This window comes from Vibrio sp. CyArs1, from assembly GCF_022432925.1.
In the GTDB taxonomy this organism is placed as follows: domain Bacteria; phylum Pseudomonadota; class Gammaproteobacteria; order Enterobacterales; family Vibrionaceae; genus Vibrio; species Vibrio mediterranei.
Map to the genome: position 1 here is coordinate 96,131 of NZ_JAKRBO010000007.1, position 17,152 is coordinate 113,282.

The 17,152-nt window shown below is 43.7% G+C and carries 17 protein-coding genes; 6 read left to right on the top strand and 11 right to left on the bottom strand.

What is annotated here, in order from left to right:
- Positions 1-52: 52 nt before the first annotated feature.
- The gene (lrp, locus tag MMA19_RS19695) at positions 53-547 is read right to left on the bottom strand and encodes a leucine-responsive transcriptional regulator Lrp (RefSeq protein ID WP_004734558.1); all 495 of its coding nucleotides are present in this window, start codon (positions 545-547) and stop codon (positions 53-55) included.
- Between the two features lie 156 nt (positions 548-703).
- Between lrp and ald the strand changes: the two genes are divergently transcribed.
- Complete coding sequence (ald, locus tag MMA19_RS19700; RefSeq protein WP_006075567.1) at positions 704-1,828, top strand: alanine dehydrogenase; 1,125 nt, start codon at positions 704-706, stop codon at positions 1,826-1,828.
- 68 nt (positions 1,829-1,896) lie between these two features.
- Here the strand turns inward: ald and MMA19_RS19705 are convergent, their stop codons facing one another.
- Positions 1,897-3,096, bottom strand: a complete 1,200-nt coding sequence (locus tag MMA19_RS19705) for a methyltransferase (protein WP_240207028.1) — start codon at positions 3,094-3,096, stop codon at positions 1,897-1,899.
- A gap of 80 nt (positions 3,097-3,176) precedes the next feature.
- Positions 3,177-4,151, bottom strand: a complete 975-nt coding sequence (gene cysB / locus MMA19_RS19710) for an HTH-type transcriptional regulator CysB (protein WP_006075565.1) — start codon at positions 4,149-4,151, stop codon at positions 3,177-3,179.
- Positions 4,152-4,412: 261 nt separating this feature from the next.
- On the opposite strand from cysB, the gene MMA19_RS19715 reads away from it, so the two are divergent.
- The gene (locus MMA19_RS19715) at positions 4,413-5,174 is read left to right on the top strand and encodes a hypothetical protein (RefSeq protein ID WP_006075564.1); all 762 of its coding nucleotides are present in this window, start codon (positions 4,413-4,415) and stop codon (positions 5,172-5,174) included.
- Positions 5,175-5,237: 63 nt separating this feature from the next.
- The gene (locus MMA19_RS19720; protein ID WP_240207029.1) at positions 5,238-6,008 is read left to right on the top strand and encodes a tRNA isopentenyl-2-thiomethyl-A-37 hydroxylase MiaE; all 771 of its coding nucleotides are present in this window, start codon (positions 5,238-5,240) and stop codon (positions 6,006-6,008) included.
- Positions 6,009-6,090: 82 nt separating this feature from the next.
- Here the strand turns inward: MMA19_RS19720 and pyrF are convergent, their stop codons facing one another.
- The 7 genes from pyrF to sohB all read right to left on the bottom strand — a co-directional run bounded on the left by pyrF (position 6,091) and on the right by sohB (position 12,740).
- Complete coding sequence (gene pyrF, locus MMA19_RS19725) at positions 6,091-6,786, bottom strand: orotidine-5'-phosphate decarboxylase (protein WP_006075561.1); 696 nt, start codon at positions 6,784-6,786, stop codon at positions 6,091-6,093.
- Between the two features lie 79 nt (positions 6,787-6,865).
- Positions 6,866-8,035: a lipopolysaccharide assembly protein LapB gene (gene lapB, locus MMA19_RS19730; RefSeq protein ID WP_038230014.1), complete on the bottom strand. Its 1,170-nt coding sequence runs from the start codon at positions 8,033-8,035 to the stop codon at positions 6,866-6,868.
- A 32-nt stretch (positions 8,036-8,067) separates the two neighbouring features.
- Positions 8,068-8,349 carry a lipopolysaccharide assembly protein LapA domain-containing protein gene (locus tag MMA19_RS19735; protein WP_038230012.1) on the bottom strand — a complete coding sequence of 94 codons (282 nt, stop codon included), beginning with the start codon at positions 8,347-8,349 and terminating at the stop codon, positions 8,068-8,070.
- Positions 8,350-8,563: 214 nt separating this feature from the next.
- The gene (gene ihfB, locus MMA19_RS19740; RefSeq protein WP_088876954.1) at positions 8,564-8,848 is read right to left on the bottom strand and encodes an integration host factor subunit beta; all 285 of its coding nucleotides are present in this window, start codon (positions 8,846-8,848) and stop codon (positions 8,564-8,566) included.
- 181 nt (positions 8,849-9,029) lie between these two features.
- Positions 9,030-10,700: a 30S ribosomal protein S1 gene (rpsA, locus tag MMA19_RS19745; RefSeq protein WP_038230008.1), complete on the bottom strand. Its 1,671-nt coding sequence runs from the start codon at positions 10,698-10,700 to the stop codon at positions 9,030-9,032.
- Positions 10,701-10,820: 120 nt separating this feature from the next.
- Positions 10,821-11,501, bottom strand: coding sequence for a (d)CMP kinase (cmk, locus tag MMA19_RS19750; protein ID WP_031496510.1), 681 nt, complete (start codon positions 11,499-11,501; stop codon positions 10,821-10,823).
- A gap of 177 nt (positions 11,502-11,678) precedes the next feature.
- The gene (gene sohB, locus MMA19_RS19755; protein WP_038230006.1) at positions 11,679-12,740 is read right to left on the bottom strand and encodes a protease SohB; all 1,062 of its coding nucleotides are present in this window, start codon (positions 12,738-12,740) and stop codon (positions 11,679-11,681) included.
- Positions 12,741-12,827: 87 nt separating this feature from the next.
- Between sohB and MMA19_RS19760 the strand changes: the two genes are divergently transcribed.
- Positions 12,828-13,580, top strand: a complete 753-nt coding sequence (locus tag MMA19_RS19760) for a YciK family oxidoreductase (RefSeq protein ID WP_006075070.1) — start codon at positions 12,828-12,830, stop codon at positions 13,578-13,580.
- Between the two features lie 62 nt (positions 13,581-13,642).
- On the opposite strand, the gene MMA19_RS19765 is transcribed toward MMA19_RS19760, so the two are convergent.
- Entirely contained in the window at positions 13,643-14,788 is a 1,146-nt protein-coding gene (locus tag MMA19_RS19765; protein WP_006075071.1) for a patatin-like phospholipase family protein, read from the bottom strand.
- A 223-nt stretch (positions 14,789-15,011) separates the two neighbouring features.
- Here MMA19_RS19765 and imuA point away from each other — a divergent pair, with 223 nt between their 5' ends.
- Both imuA and MMA19_RS19775 read left to right on the top strand, forming a co-directional pair.
- A complete protein-coding gene (gene imuA / locus MMA19_RS19770; RefSeq protein ID WP_240207030.1) occupies positions 15,012-15,707 on the top strand; it encodes a translesion DNA synthesis-associated protein ImuA in 696 nt (231 codons plus the stop codon).
- Between the two features lie 11 nt (positions 15,708-15,718).
- The gene (locus MMA19_RS19775; RefSeq protein WP_062460364.1) at positions 15,719-17,143 is read left to right on the top strand and encodes a DNA polymerase Y family protein; all 1,425 of its coding nucleotides are present in this window, start codon (positions 15,719-15,721) and stop codon (positions 17,141-17,143) included.
- Positions 17,144-17,152: the final 9 nt, after the last annotated feature.

Genomic DNA, 17,152 nt, shown 5'->3' on the forward strand with positions numbered 1-17,152 from the left:
TGGATTTTCATTACTTTAGTCAGCTTCCTGTAAGACTTACTGTAACTACAGTTTAGCGGGTTTTAATCACAAGTTGGTTGGTTTGCTTCACTTCTTCCATTACAACGTAGGTACGAGTGTCATTAACGCCCGGTAGACGAAGTAAGGTATCCCCAAGAAGCTTACGATAAGCACCCATATCCGACACCCTTGTTTTCAAAAGATAGTCGAAATCACCAGAAACTAGGTGACACTCTTGAATGTCATCCAGCTTTTGTACTGCAGTATTAAACTGCTCGAACACATCCGGCGCACCACGGTTCAGTGTAATCTCCACGAAAACAAGTAGTGACGCATCTAAATATTGAGGGTTAAGAAGAGCAGTATAGCCCGTAATATATCCCTGTCTCTCAAGTCGACGTACACGCTCTAGACACGGAGTAGGAGAAAGTCCCACTCGTTTAGAGAGTTCGACGTTTGAGATTCGACCATCTTTCTGCAACTCATTTAGAATGTTGCGGTCAATTCGGTCTAGTTCCTTGGACGGCTTCTTATAGTTGTCTGCCATTTTTTATTCCACCTTGTTACTTCCTTGCAAAAAAATATACTACAACTCTGTAATATTCAGTATCAAATTTTGTTTATTAGCTTCTATACTAGTACGTAATTCGACAATAACACCCTACAAACAGTTAATACAACCACAATATAATGAGGAGTCAGGATGATAATTGGCGTACCTAAGGAAATTAAAAACCACGAATACCGTGTTGGTATGGTTCCAGCAAGCGTTCGAGAGCTAATCTCAAACGGCCACGATGTTTACGTTGAAACTAACGCTGGCGTTGGTATCGGTTTTTCAGACGATGATTACATCGCTGTAGGCGCATCCATTCTTCCTACCGCTGCTGACGTTTTCGCGAAAGCAGAGATGATTGTAAAGGTCAAAGAACCTCAAGCTGTCGAGCGTGCTATGTTACGTGAAGGACAAATATTATTCACTTATCTTCACCTAGCACCAGATTTTCCACAAACTGAAGAGCTAATCAAGAGCAAAGCTGTCTGCATTGCTTATGAGACTGTAACAGATAATATGGGTCGCTTGCCACTATTAGCACCAATGTCTGAAGTCGCTGGGCGAATGTCTATACAGGCTGGTGCACAAACACTCGAAAAGTCCAATGGTGGACGTGGTCTACTCCTAGGTGGCGTACCTGGTGTAGAACCAGCGAAGGTCGTCGTCGTTGGTGGTGGCGTAGTCGGTTCTAACGCTGCCCGCATGGCTGTAGGTATGCGTGCAGACGTCACAATCCTCGACCGCAATATTGATACATTACGCGTTTTGGACGAAGAATTCCAGGGTCGTGCAAAAGTCGTTTATTCTACTGAAGACGCTCTAGAGAAGCATGTTCTAGAAGCTGATCTTGTCATTGGCGCTGTTTTAGTACCTGGTGCTGCTGCACCTAAGCTAGTCACCAAAGAACATATCGCTAAGATGAAGCCTGGTGCGGCAGTCGTTGACGTTGCTATCGACCAAGGTGGTTGTTTCGAGACATCGCACGCAACCACTCATGCGGACCCAACTTACATTGTTGATGATGTGGTTCACTACTGTGTAGCAAACATGCCAGGCGCAGTTGCACGTACATCAACCTTCGCACTGAATAACGCAACTCTGCCTTACATCATCAAATTGGCGAACAAAGGTTATCAACAAGCACTGACAGAAGACAAAGGCTTCCTAGACGGCTTGAACGTTATTCACGGTAAAGTGACTTGTAAAGAAGTAGCAGAGAGCTTCGATCTAGAATACGTTGAGCCAGCAACGGCTATTGCGATGTTTAACTAATCGCACATCTATTTTGAACGTTATGTTCTAAGCCTCAATAAGTTAAAAACGGGCGTCATGCCCGTTTTTTAATACGCTCTCTTCGCGTGAATCAGAATATTTCTTGGCGTCACACTGGGTTCACAAAATGTACTGAGTCCCACATTATACCCCTGCTCTTGTAAATATAAGGCTTTGTCCAAAGCCAGCCACACTTCCAATGGTCGCCTGAAAACGCCTTGTACTACGCTTAATGCTTCCATTTGCCAATATCGTTGGTGACCCATTTGTTCAAAATGACCAAAATCAACATCAGGTAAGTCGAGTTGCTTATTATTAGCCGCCCATTTGCACAATGCTTTAAAACCACTCGATAGCTGCGATTTTTTTATACTCGGTATAGGTAAGTAGCCTTCACTTAACTTATGACTCTGGCATAAAGCATCAAAGCCTAAACGAAACACCATCTCTTGTTCACGATGACGACGAACACGCTCTCCTCCTGTCACAGTTTCTTGAAGTGGGATTCGCAACTCATGTTTACTTAGTGACAGTTTTGCGGCCTTCCCCTCTTTGGACAATGGCGAGTAATTCTCTCCTTGGATAAGGTGATAACAACACGGTGATATCGTCAGTGCAGATAAACGATGCTCTACGGCATGTTTAACAAGAGTAACGTGTAGATCGCCACATGCATGAAGCGCAACAGCATGTTGAGTTGGCTTAAAGACCAATTTAGATTGCGGAGAAAAAGCATCGCCTTGAACAAACCGCATGGGTAACGCGCGTTTATCGGCTTCTTCCTGCCCTGCTTTACAAAGTGCTAATTGAAATTCAAAGCTTGTAACGGACTGCTTCGACTCTGAAGCCAATAACCGCCCTAAAAATCCTTTCCCTGAACACCACTCTAGCCATTCATTACCAGCATGGTCATTCAAACACGCCGTTGTCATCTGCTTTATTTGTTCTAGTTTACGGCCAGGAATCCCGGCATCGAGACCTCTTGGCAACACAAGCTCCTCTGCCGAATGCATTGAGCTGAGTTCAATTGCGATATGAGCAGTTCGAACATCGGAAATATACGGCTCTAACGCTTCAATGGCGCACTCAGTCGATGATTTGAGTTCCAGTATCTCTTGCGGGGACAGTGTTTGGAGCCATTCAAACAATTGAGGCGCTGACTCTCGCCATAATACTTGTTCAGAGATCACTTGATGAAAAGGATCATGGCGCCAATAGTTTTGATGACGAAGAAGAAATGAAGTGATGTCTGCAAACGACTGATGCATTTGCGTTCCCCTATTCCCGGTGCAATGCGTTAATCGCACCGATTGTAGGAGGAAGTCTTCAACAACGAAAGGAGTTTATGCTATCGAACGGGTAAGTCGATATCTTTAAACATCTCTTCAATTTCCACATTGGACTTAAGAGAGATGGCTTGTTCAACAACTGGGCGAGTCAAATGAGGAGCAAAACGCTCCATGAAATCATACATATACGAACGCAGGAACGTGCCTTTTCTAAAGCCAATACTGGTAGTACTAGCACCAAATATATGGCTTGCATCAATGGCGACAAGATCGGTGTCTTGCGATTCGTCCATGGCCATACTAGCAATAACACCTACACCAATCCCCATTCTTACATACGTTTTAATGACATCAGCATCAGTTGCAGTAAAGACTACTTTAGGCGTCAATCCAACCTTGTTAAAAGCAGTATCAAGCTCTGAACGACCCGTAAAGCCAAATACATATGTTACCAATGAATACGCAGCTAAATCTTCAATGGTGATCTGTGGTTTCAGTGCCAAAGGATGGTCTTTTGGTACCACGATAGAGCGATTCCAGTGGTAGCAAGGCAACATGATGGCGTCCTGATAAAGATGCAATGCCTCTGTCGCGATAGCAAAGTTAGCGGTGCCTTTGGCAATCGCCTCTGACATTTGTGACGGTGTACCTTGGTGCATGTGCAGAGACACTTTAGGATAACGAGCCGTAAACCCTTTAATGACCTCAGGAAGCGCATAGCGAGCTTGCGTATGGGTAGTCGAGATATTAAGCGTTCCCATTTCAGGGTGAGTATGCTCACCGGCAACCGCTTTAATACTCTCAACTCGAGAAAGGATTTCTTGAGAGATACGAATGATGTCTTCACCAGCCGTAGTGACTTGCGTAAGATGTTTGCCACTGCGCTCAAAAATCTGAATACCTAACTCGTCTTCTAGTAAGCGAACCTGCTTACTAATACCCGGTTGAGAGGTATAAAGACTCTCTGCCGTGGCAGACACATTCAGGTTATGGTTCACTACTTCGACAATGTATTTTAACTGCTGTAACTTCATCGGCTTCTCATCATCCCTGTTGATATTGCATTGAGCCCATCACAACTCAAAACAAGCATATAATTATTAGTTATAACGAATTACTAGAAAGATTAACAGTTTTTTTGACTACAAAATGCTCATTTGCATTTTTGCTGGATGAAAAGCTATCGAATTCCTTGCTTTATGACCGAATCGACAACTTAGCAGTGTTGATGCTTTTGTCTTTGGTGTATCCTGTTTATCGAATTGTAGGGAAACTCATTGTAGATACAAAACGTTATGAATATTGGTTTAATCATCGCACTGGTTGCACTGTTGCTTGTCCTGATCCTTGGGTACAACATCATGCTGCAGTACAAATTAAAGGCGGAAGCGACACGACGTCAAGAATCCGCTCGCTACGTAGCCTTAATTGATGCTACTGAAGAACTGATAAGCGGTGCTAGTTACCTCCCTTACAGCAAAGAATTGATGCTGTGCCTTCATAATCGCATTCTCGATGCTCTAATGAACATGTATGAGCTCGATCCTAAGAATAAACACCTTGCCCAAAGAGTTGAGTCTGCCAAAGGTCAAGTTCAGCAGATTCAAGACAGTTATGAAGGTAACGACGCTACATCGTTTAAAGTACCAACGAGCGATAAGCAAGCCATTATCATGCTTAAACTGGTTAAACGCCTACGAGACACTGTTCGCACTGAACACAATAAAGGCCGGATGGATACACAGTCGTATATGGTTGAGAATGCTCGACTCGAAACCATTCAGATTCGAATCAATATCGAAAATGTGGTTAAACGCGCTCACGAATCTATCGCAAAAGGTCAACCAGGTACCGCCGCTCAACTGCTTAAAAAAGGTATTGATGCGCTAAGCACAAAAAATGACAACTACTCGATGCAAGCCAAAGAGAAGCTGTCTGAAATGCTAGAGCAACTTCAAAATAGCCGACAAGCTAAAGCCGAAGAAAAACAGCAACAAACCAATAGGGAGCGTGATGACGACATCAACGCACTGTTTGGTGAAAAGAAAAAATGGTAATCTTTACCGGTTCATAAAAGGTCGCTTTGGCGGCCTTTTTCAATTAGCTCAACGAAAAGTATTATGATTACTTCATCTCAAATAGACGCGATTCTTTCTCCGATTAATCAGTTTCTACAATGTCCAACGCCTAACGAGTGGGTTGAAGAAGCAAAAAAGCCCGACAACCTACCTACCATACTTATCGACCACTTATTGTGTGAGTTGAAAGCAGGCCAGTCGGCGATGTTCCTGATTCGCAAATACGCAGTAGATAAACAAAGCGCAACTGTGTTGTTTGATTGGTTTAAGCCTTATGAAGAGTTTGCATATCGCCGTATTGGTAATATGGAAACACTGCGTGGTAAGAGCAATATTTCTAAGTCCATTATCGCCAAGTCCGACTCACCTTATAGCCAAAACTTAATCGATAAAATGGTGTTACTGATTAAGGAAGAGCTGCACCACTTCTATCAAGTATTGGAAATCATGGAACAGCGTGGTATTGCTTATGAACCAATACCCGCAAGCCGATATGCGAAAGGATTACTGTCGAAAATGGCAACTTATGAGCCTAATACCCTAGTAGATAAGCTCATTATTGGTGCCTATATCGAAGCTCGATCGTGCGAACGTTTTGCTAAGTTGGCACCTCACATGGATGACGATATCGCAAAATTCTACATATCACTATTGCGTTCGGAAGCGCGCCACTACCAAGACTACTTAACGTTGGCAGAGCAGGTAGCCGGTGAAGATATCAGTGAACGAGTGGCTTACTTTGGTAAGATCGAGGCGGAGCTAATTTCGTCTCCAGATAATGACTTTAAGTTCCATAGCGGAATACCCTCTTAAGCCTATTTAGCAAGCAGCATAAAAAAGAGCCAACATCTTATCGACATTGGCTCTTTTCTTTTTAATGGCTTAGCAATTTGGTTTAACGCAAAGACGCATTGATGTCTGCTAGAACCTGAGCAGGGTTTTCTGCTTGAGTAATTGGGCGACCAATCACAAGATAATCAGAGCCCGCCTGAATCGCCATATCTGGTGTCATGATACGTTTTTGGTCACCAACTGCAGCACCTGCTGGACGAATACCTGGAGTAACTAGTTTAAACTCTTTGCCAAGTTGTGCTTTAAGCATGCTTGACTCTTGAGCAGAACAAACTACCCCATCCAAGCCCGCATCTTTGGTTAGGTTAGCCAAACGAAGAACGTGCTCCTGAGGCTCAACATTAATACCGATACCCGCGAGATCTGACTGCTCCATACTCGTCAGTACAGTCACACCAATAAGCAGCGGTCGGTCTTTACCATAAGGTTCTAGAATCTCACGTGATGCCGCCATCATACGCTCACCACCGCCAGCATGAACGTTTACCATCCAAACGCCCAACTCTGCTGCAGCTCGTACTGCTTTCGAGCAAGTATTAGGAATGTCATGAAACTTAAGATCTAGAAATACAGAGAAGCCTCGTTTATGAAGCTCTCGAACGAACTCAGGACCAAATAGTGTGAACATCTCTTTGCCCACTTTTAGTCGGCAAGAGCTTGGGTCAATTCTATCGACAAAAGCTAATGCATCGGCTTGGTTATCATAGTCCAGTGCAACAATCACTTTTTGGTCAATCATTTTCGCTCCTCGTTGAAAGTTGAGTTTTACTCAAAAAAAGCAGCACATAAGTGCTGCATTAAAAATTCTGTGTCGGAGGCTACTCGCCATCCAGTCCTCGTATAGGCTTGATCGTACCCCATCCTTTACATGAAGGACAATGCCAATATAACGAATGCGTTGAAAAGCCACATTTACGGCATCGATAGTGCGGCTTAGTTTTTAGTTGCTCACCCACCAGTGATTGCAAAGTCGTTAAGCTCTCCTTCGCTCGGCCCTCTTCCGCATTCGCAAGATGATAGTCCATCAGGCGGTAGAAACCTTTCATGGTTGGGCTACGAACCAGCTGCCGAGTAAGCAACGCCTGTGCGGCCTCCGTTCCTTCGTGGTTTGCAACTAGCTGCGCTAACATCAACTCAGCAGAAACACCGGCACCTTTTTCAATACTGGCTCTCAGAAATTCAACCAAACCCTGTTCTTGCCCTAAGTGGTGATAACACTCAGCCAAGGTAGGGAGAACTTCACTGATAAAGTCTTTATCTTGTTCTAGCACTGACTCAAGGTAAGACACGGTTTTAGCGTAATCTTCATCTTCCAGATAAAGTTTACCTAATGAAATGCTGGCACGAGCACACCTAGGGTCAACGGCAAGGGCCTTTTTAAAGTTTTGGATCGCCTTATTAGTATTACCATCGGCTTTTTCGATCATAGCCAACTCACACCAAAAATGAGCGATGCTGTTCTTCACTCGCTTCTTGCCCATCTTTTGTAATGCTGTGGCATACTCAATCGCTTTATACCACTCACTGGTTTGCTGATAGATTGCCAGCAGTTGCGTTAGAGCAGCTTCACGATGTTCAGGTTCATCAACCAATTGAACGAAGATCTTTTCTGCACGGTCAAGAAAACCTGACACCATATAGTCTTTAGCAAGCTGTTGCAGAGCGAGGTTTTTCTGATCGATGGTCAACCCAGAACGGGAGATAAGGTTTTGGTGAATTCGAATGGCTCGGTCTACTTCGCCGCGTGAACGAAATAAGTTACCCAAAGCTAGGTGAGTATCAATAGTCTCATTATCGACTTGTAGCAGTTCGATAAAGTGATCAACCGCTTTATCCGATTGATCAGATAGCAATAGGTTAAGGCCCGTCATATATTGACGAGATATTTGATGCGATTGCTCCTGTCGATCATGCTTCACGCTGCGCTGACCCATGTACCAACCATAGGCTGCAGCTATCGGAAGAAGCAGGAATAATAGCTCAAGCATTTAGTAAATAGACCCTAACCCTTTGTGTTTGATTAGCTATTTGAGCTAACCACTTCTTTAGATTCTGATGGTTTTTGTTTCGCTAACTGTTTCTTTAACTTGCGTACCGTCAATTGAGACTTGAGGTGTAAGCTGCCAAAAATAACCCAAGAGATAACAAAACCTACGACAAACACACTACCCAGCAAGGTCGATAGATGGAAATCACCTTGGGCCAGCAAATAATTAAAAGTCACCACTTCTTGGTTCTGTGAGCCAAGAGCTAAGGTCACTAAAAAAAGTACTATCAGTAAAACTATTTTTATAATCTTCATGCGTTTTTACCACAGTTATTGGATAGCTACGATTATGCAGGAAATTGGATTCACACACCATGCCCTCTAACAATATTCTGTTAATCGTGGCTAAAATTAGAGTATATAGACTATTCCATAGGCACCTTTGGTGATAATTAAGCGACTATGCTCACTCGACCACAAAACAAAACGGCACACTAATAAGTATGCCGTTTTATCGATTAACGAGTATTTACAGACTGTCGTTCACGCGCTCACGTAACTCTTTACCTGGTTTGAAGTGTGGTACGTATTTACCATCAAGTTCCACTTTATCACCAGTTTTAGGGTTGCGACCTACACGAGGTTCACGGTAGTGAAGAGAAAAGCTACCAAAACCGCGGATTTCAATACGGTCACCGCTCTCTAACGTATTGGCCATATGTTCTAGAATATCTTTTACCGCATCTTCAATTTCCTTTGCGGACAAATGAGTTTGCTCCGCGCAGAGTCTTTCTATCAGTTCAGACTTAGTCATAGGTAGGTACCCTCGTTACTCTTTATCTTTAGTATCTTTATATTCAGTGAATAGTGGTCTATTTGTCATTTTACAACAACAGTGCACTAACTGCCTGTATAAATTGATAATAGTCTATATTTTGAAAAGATAAAAACAAAAAAAAGGAGCCTTACGGCTCCTTTTTCACTAATGGCGTAAATTATTCGCCTTTAGCAGCTTTGAATGCATCAGCCATAGCATTACCGAACGCGCCTTCTTCTTGCTTGTTCAGTGAAGCCATTGCTTCTTGCTCTTCAGCTTCATCTTTAGCTTTAACAGATAGGTTGATTACGCGGTTCTTACGGTCAACACCTGTGAACTTCGCTTCAACGCTGTCGCCAACGCTTAGGATTAGAGACGCATCTTCAACGCGGTCACGTGATACTTCAGAAGCACGGATGTAGCCTTCTACACCTTCTTCTAGTTCGATAGTAGCACCTTTAGCGTCAACTGCAGTAACAGTACCGTTTACTAGAGTACCTTTCTTAGTGTCTGCAACGTAAGCATTGAATGGGTCATTTTCCATTTGCTTAACGCCTAGAGAGATACGCTCACGCTCAGCGTCTACTGCTAGAACAACTGCAGAGATCTCGTCACCTTTCTTGTACTCACGAACTGCTTCTTCACCAGCAACATTCCAAGAAATGTCAGATAGGTGAACTAGACCGTCGATGCCGCCTTCTAGACCGATGAAGATACCAAAGTCAGTGATAGACTTGATCTTACCAGTAACTTTGTCGCCCTTAGCTTGCATTTCAGCGAATGACTGCCATGGGTTAGCTTTACACTGTTTCAGACCTAGAGAGATACGACGACGTTCTTCGTCGATATCAAGAACCATAACCTCAACTTCGTCGCCAACATTAACAACTTTAGATGGGTGAATGTTCTTGTTAGTCCAATCCATTTCTGAAACGTGTACTAGACCTTCAACGCCTTCTTCGATTTCAACGAAGCAGCCGTAGTCAGTTAGGTTAGTAACACGACCAGTTAGCTTGTGACCTTCTGGGTAACGCTTAGCGATTGCTACCCACGGATCTTCGCCTAGCTGCTTAAGACCTAGTGATACGCGAGTACGCTCACGGTCGAACTTAAGAACTTTAACTAGGATCTCGTCACCAACGTTAACGATCTCAGATGGGTGCTTAACACGCTTCCACGCCATATCAGTGATGTGTAGAAGACCGTCAACACCGCCAAGGTCAACGAATGCACCGTAGTCAGTAAGGTTCTTAACGATACCTTTAACTTCAGTACCTTCTTGTAGAGTCTCAAGAAGTTCGTCACGCTCAACGCTGTTTTCAGATTCGATAACAGCACGACGAGAAACAACAACGTTGTTACGCTTCTGGTCTAGCTTGATAACTTTGAACTCTAGCTCTTTGTTTTCTAGGTGAGCAGTGTCACGGATTGGACGCACGTCAACAAGAGAACCAGGAAGGAAAGCACGGATACCGTTTAGTTCAACAGTGAAACCGCCTTTAACTTTACCGTTGATGATACCAACAACAGTTTCAGCTTCTTCGTAAGCTTTCTCAAGAACGATCCAAGCTTCGTGACGCTTCGCTTTCTCACGAGAAAGTTGAGTTTCACCGAAACCGTCTTCAACAGCGTCTAGAGCTACGTCTACTTCAGCACCAACTTCAACTTCAAGTTCGCCAGCAGCGTTCTTGAACTGTTCAGCAGGGATAGCAGACTCAGACTTAAGACCAGCGTCAACAAGAACGAAACCGTTCTCGATAGCTACTACAGTACCTTTAACGATACTACCTTGTTGGAATTCTGTTTCGTTTAGAAACTCTTCAAAGAGTTGAGCAAAAGATTCAGTCATTATTTAATCTTCAATAAGTAAACGTCCATGGGCATCCTACCGCATGGGGTTGATAATTTAGTCGGTCATCATCCTTGCGACCAACGGCTCAAAGCTCACCAAGTCTATGCCTGATAGAGGCTACTTCGTGAGTTTAGATTCGATATATTGTAGCGCTTTTTCCAACACCTGCTCGATGTTTAGCGAAGTTGAATCTAGCACTAGAGCGTCATCTGCAGGACGAAGAGGTGCAACCGCACGGTTACGATCTCGATAGTCTCGTTCTTCGATCTCGCTCAAAAGGTCGTCAAATCTAACATCTAAACCCTTTAGTTGCAACTGCTTAAAACGCCTTTGCGCTCTTTCTTCTGCACTTGCATCTAGAAAGATTTTTACTGGTGCTTCAGGGAAAACAACAGTTCCCATATCACGACCATCGGCCACCAAACCAGGCTCGACATTAAATGCTCTCTGACGACGTAGCAGAGCCTCTCTTACGCGAGGCAGCGCTGCGATTTTTGATGCCGCATTGCCAGTTTCTTCTTTACGAAGTTCACCTGACACATCTTCACCTTCAAGGATCACTTTAACCAGTTCTCCTTCAGCGACAAACTGCACATCTAGGTGCATCGCCAATGGGACTAGCGCGTCTTCAGACTCAAGATCCACGCCATGATGAATTGCAGCTAACGCTAAAACGCGGTAAATCGCCCCAGAATCCAGTAAGTGATAGCCTAATTTCTCAGCTAGCAACATACACAGTGTGCCTTTGCCAGCACCACTTGGTCCATCCACAGTAATCACTGGTGTGTTTGAGGACATGTTTTACTCCACGTTGTTTTTTCATAAGCTCGACTTTGAAGGTCCAACTCATTTTTGTTCTTAATTTTACGGCGCAGAATTATATACCCAATAGCCTCAAGATGCCATTTTCTTTACCTTCAAACATAAAAAAGCGCCAACAAATAACCTTGTTGGCGCTCTATTCATTTAATGTATTTATACTATTGGTTTTTGGCCGCGACTAATCAGTTTTAGTAGCACGTTATCGGCAGCCTCGCCTGCTACACCTGCCAGTTTATCGGTGATCTTCTTCTTTTGAACATAGTGGATAGACAACACGGTTTTGTCCTTACACGCTTCGATAACAATATCATCCGATGCTTTAATTTCATCCACCAGCCCTAGCTCTTTGGCTTGAGTACCAAACCAGTGCTCACCCGTCGCAACTTTATCCAAGTCGAGAGCCGGACGATGTTCGCGAATAAAGTCTTTAAACAGACCGTGCGTTTCTTCTAGTTCTTGTTTGAACTTGTCACGAGCTTTATCCGTGTTTTCGCCAAACATTGTCAGCGTGCGCTTGTACTCACCCGCTGTAAGCTGTTCAAATTCGATATCATTTTTCTTCAATAACTTATTGAAGTTCGGCAATTGTGCAATCACGCCAATAGAACCAACAACAGCAAATGGCGCTGAGACAATCTTGTCAGCAATACACGCCATCATATAGCCACCACTTGCCGCGACCTTGTCTACAGCGATAGTCAAAGGTAATTTCGCCGCTTTAATACGGTCAAGCTGTGAAGATGCCAAACCATACGCATGAACCATACCGCCACCGGATTCAAGGCGTACTAGTACTTCGTCGCCATCACGCGCTACAGCCAGAATCGCGCTCACTTCTTCACGTAGCGATGCCACTTCTTTCGCATCAATGCTGCCATTAAAGTCGAGAACGAATAGGTGTGGTTCGCGTTTGCTATCAAGCTCACCATCTTTTGACGCTTTTTTAATCTCTTTCTCGCGCTGCTTGGTTTTCTCTTTTTCCGCTTTCTTTTCTGCTTTATCACGAGCTTTGATGAACGCGTCATCGTGTAAGTGGTGTTCTAATTGCTCTACTGTTTGTTTACGTTGTTCAGTTAAGTTAGTGATTTCAAGTTCGCCTTTTGCGCCACCAGAGCGTCCACCAACTGACTTAGCAATAACCAACAACGCGACAATCGCTACGACAACAGTCACGATCTTGGCTAAAAATAATCCGTAGTCTAATAAAAATTCCAATGTGTTAATCCCCTGTACGACGAATTAGTGTATTGTAACCATCTTGTCACGATTACCAAGAATTATTCAAAACTAAGGAAGTGTTCAGTGGAATATTCAACCGCTCCTGAGGCGCTAAAAGGTAAAGTTATTCTAGTCACAGGCGCTGGTGCCGGCATTGGTCGCCAAGCTGCTTTAAGTTATGCCGAACATGGCGCAACAGTCATTTTATTGGGTCGTAATGTTAAGAATTTAGAGTACCTCTACGACGAAATTGAGAATGCAGGCTACCCACAACCCGCTATCATCCCGTTAGATCTAAAGGGTGCAACTAAGCAGAATTACATCGATATGGCGGAAACGATTGAAGGACAATTTGGAAAACTCGATGGCATTCTCCACAACGCCAGCGTCTTGGGCACATTAAGCCCTTTCGATCAAATTGACGAAGAGACCTTCGACGACGTGATGAAAATTAACGTCAAGTCTGAGTTTCTGATGACGCAAGCCTTGCTGCCTGCACTGAAAAAAGCAGAGGCAGGACGAGTAATCTTCACTTCCTCTACCGTTGGCCATTCAGGTCGTGCTTTCTGGGGCACTTATGCGATTTCTAAGTTTGCAACAGAAGGCATGATGCAAATTTTAGCGGATGAACTTAGTGATACTGAAATCAGAGTCAATGCCATCAACCCAGGTGCTACACGTACTCGTATGCGTGAAAAAGCGTATCCAGGAGAAGACGCCAATACGCTCAAAACACCGAAAGATATTATGCCATTGTATCTACACCTGATGGACCCTAGTGTCACCGACGTTAATGGTCAGTGCATTGACGCTCAGCCAAAGCGAGTGGTTAGCTAGTATTTTTCCATGAATCCGTCATTCTCAGTAGATCTAAGAATGACGGGTATTCACCATTTGCATCAACGACTCACATTATGATGCTCAGACAGAAACTCCCCTGCCATTGCAAAACCGTGCTCATAATCTTCCATTATTTGGTCTTTCTGGCTCAGCAACCCTTTTGACGATAATTCATGTTTCGGTTGAATGTGCCATAGGTTTACATCCTCCGGTGGTGATAACAGAAACTGCTCCACTTCCGCATGATTAGCATAGTGAGACACCAACATATCCAAATGACTTGTACCGCTGCGACTGAAAGGTACACGCTTGTTTTGAATGTCGATCAGTCGGCTAAGCTTTTCTTTGTCTTGGATCCAATTAGATAACTTAAGTTTATCGGCCGCTTTGAGTTTGTTCTGCTCTCGGTATGATTCCAAGCGTGGTCCTGTTAAGCGTTGATAATCCGCTTTAATGCTCTCTAACTTCTCAGAAAAGTTCTTATGGAATTCTGACAACTTTTCCTTAGTGCCAGAGATTTTTAAGTGGTTAATGTGAGTATCCAACCCTGCTTCAAGTTCTTTCTTCCACTTATCTAGTGAATCTTTTACTGACGCAGTCACCGCATGTTGCTGTTTCGGCTGCGGAATGGTACTGATGACCACCATGTTGTTTATCCCTCGACGGTAAGACTCTTCTACTGGGATAGTCGCAGAGACACCACCATCGACCCATTTTTTGCCATCAAATTCAATGTCATGATAATAGAGCATTGGAATGGCACAGGTCGCTCTTAGTACATCAAACCAATTCTCCGCAAAAATCGGATAGTAGTAATCTTTAAGCTCTTCAACATCGGTAATACAAGCGAGTGCGATTCTATCTTCACCAAGGTACTGCTCACCCTTAGCAAGATCCAAAGGAAACTCACCACTGTTTACAAACTCAAACGCCCAGTCCAAATCCATTGGCTGCTGTTTTTGTAAGAACTTATTGAAGTCGAAAAATCGGTCTCGGGTGGTGTAATTCATAATGAAATCTAGCCCTAGACCACGTTGCTTAGTGACAAAAGAAGAGACATTCAATGCCCCTGCCGATGTGCCAATATAGAGTGAGAATGGGTCAAAATTCACATCGATAAATTTATCAAGTACACCTGCAGCAAACGCCCCTTTTTGGCCGCCTCCTTGTACAATCAACGAGTATTTTTCATTTTGTTTGAACACGACCACTTCTCCTATCCGAACCGACGATGGTGCAATCTTCCTTTGAGATTAAAATATTTGCTCTAGTCTGAACACTGCTTTTTTCGTGTTTTTTGTTACCACTAAATTCGGCTAACGCTTTGTTTATGTTAACTGTCTCCTAATATTCGTGTACCTCCTGATAATACAAGGCTTGCAGCCGTTAAGAATTATTATATACTGTATATATATACAGGTATTTATTATGCATGAATTGATTAGCGAATTACAAAGTAAACAATTGATTTGGAAAGGCGCAAGAGCCGAGTCTTTCAGTGAGTGTCATTCAACAGGGTTTGCTGAATTAGATCGTCGTTTAGGTGGAGGCTTCCCAATTTCTGGTGTTATTGATATTCAATCACCCCTTGGTATCGGTGAACTGAGACTATTAATGCCCTACGCACAAGCACAAACAACAGAACGACTTCTGGTGTTCATCAACCCGCCTGGTTATCTATGTGCGGAATACCTATACGCTCAAGGAATTGATCCTGCCAAGATCTTGCTGATTTACCCTGAGTCAGGGAAACACGCACTCTGGGCAGCAGAGCAATGCTTAAAGAGTGGCGCATGTTGTGGTGTCTGTTTATGGCAAGATGGGCTCGAAATCCATCAAGCAAAGCGCTTACAAGTAGCTAGTGAAGTCGGACACTGCTTACAGTTCTTATTTAAGCCAGCCTTATCCGGAAGCACATCACAAGTATTCTCACTACCCGTCTCCTTGAGTTTGAATTTGACTCCTCATGAAACAGGGCTTTCCATCTCTATCACTAAACGTAAAGGCGGCTTTGTTCGAGACAGTTTTGTTATTGATATGAGCACTTATTGGCCTGAGTTAACACTTTCTACAAAACCTCATACTTCTACCGTGATTCCTTTCCCAATGCAGCAACAAGGATAAGTGGAACAACGATGTTACTGTGGTTATATTTGCATTTCCCGACTCTGCAACTCGACACTCTATTTTATAATAAAGACAGCCACCATGATGCTGATGTCGCTGTTGCTATCGTCGATGGTCGCCGCCATGAAGTCATTCAAGCCAACCAGTATGCCCTGGAACAAGGTGTTAAATTAGGAATGGGGCTTGGTAGTGCAGCCGCACTTTGCCAGGATCTTCAAGTACACCCATACGACCCAGAAATGGAAGCTAACCGGTTGAATGATATCGCTCAATGGTTGTATATGATCACCTCTGATATTTGCCTATTTCCGCCTAATGGATTGTTAATCAAAGTAACTAATATGCTTTCACTCTATGATGGCATCGACAATTATTGGTCGACTCTATACGCACACCTTAGCCATCTTGAGGTTCAAACGTTTTACTCTACAGGCCAGTCACCTTTCAGTGCGATGTTAATGGCGAAGCAAGGTAAAAACTGGATTGAGCCACAGCTCACTCATCTGAAACAAGCCATCCTGAGCTACCCCTTAACATGTACTGAGCTACCTAATAAACAAGTAGAGAAACTACAACGAGTCGGCATTCAGACCATCGACGATTTACTAGTACTACCTTTACCTGAAGTAGCAAAACGTTTTGATATCGACCTCGTCAACTATGTAGGAAGACTGACTGGCCAATTTAAGCATCCTGTGGAGTTTTACCACCCTGCAGAGCACTTTAGCCAATATCTGGAGTTGCTGTTTGATATTGAAAATATCGACTGGCTGCAAAAACCATTGACGCGGTTATTCAAGCAATTAGAGGTATTTTTGAAGCTTCGTGACAAGGTCGCGTTTGAATTACAGCTCACGTTACATCAACGAGATCATGGCGATAAGCCTGTGACTTTTCATTCCGCTCAAGGCGATTACCTGGCCACGAAATGGCAAGCACTTTCTAGGTTAACTTTGGAGAGTATCCAGCTTGATGGTCCCGTAAATGGCTTAACGCTTTCTATCGTTCGAGCTGAAGAAACTCAGGTGAATGAACACGATCTCTTTGATGGTGTGAAAGGAAGTCAAACTAGCCTTGAGCTCATATCGACCTTACAAGCCAAGCTTGGCTTACAAGCGGTCACATCCCTCAAGCTCACTGACGATCCAAGACCTGAATTTGCCACCCAACCTATGACGCCAACAGCCAATGATAAAGCCGAGGTAAATACCTACTTACTCAAAAAGCTCCGCCCTAGCTTGCTCTACCCTAAGCCAGTTTTATTAGAGCAGCGTGTTTCTGTCATTTTAGGGCCAGAGAGAATCATCAGCGGTTGGTGGGATGGTAATGACATTAAGCGTGATTACTACGTTGCTCGTAACGAACAAGGACAATGGTTGTGGTTGTTTCGAACCGAAGATAAACAGTGGTTTATTCATGGGTTATTCAGTTAGTCCGGAAAA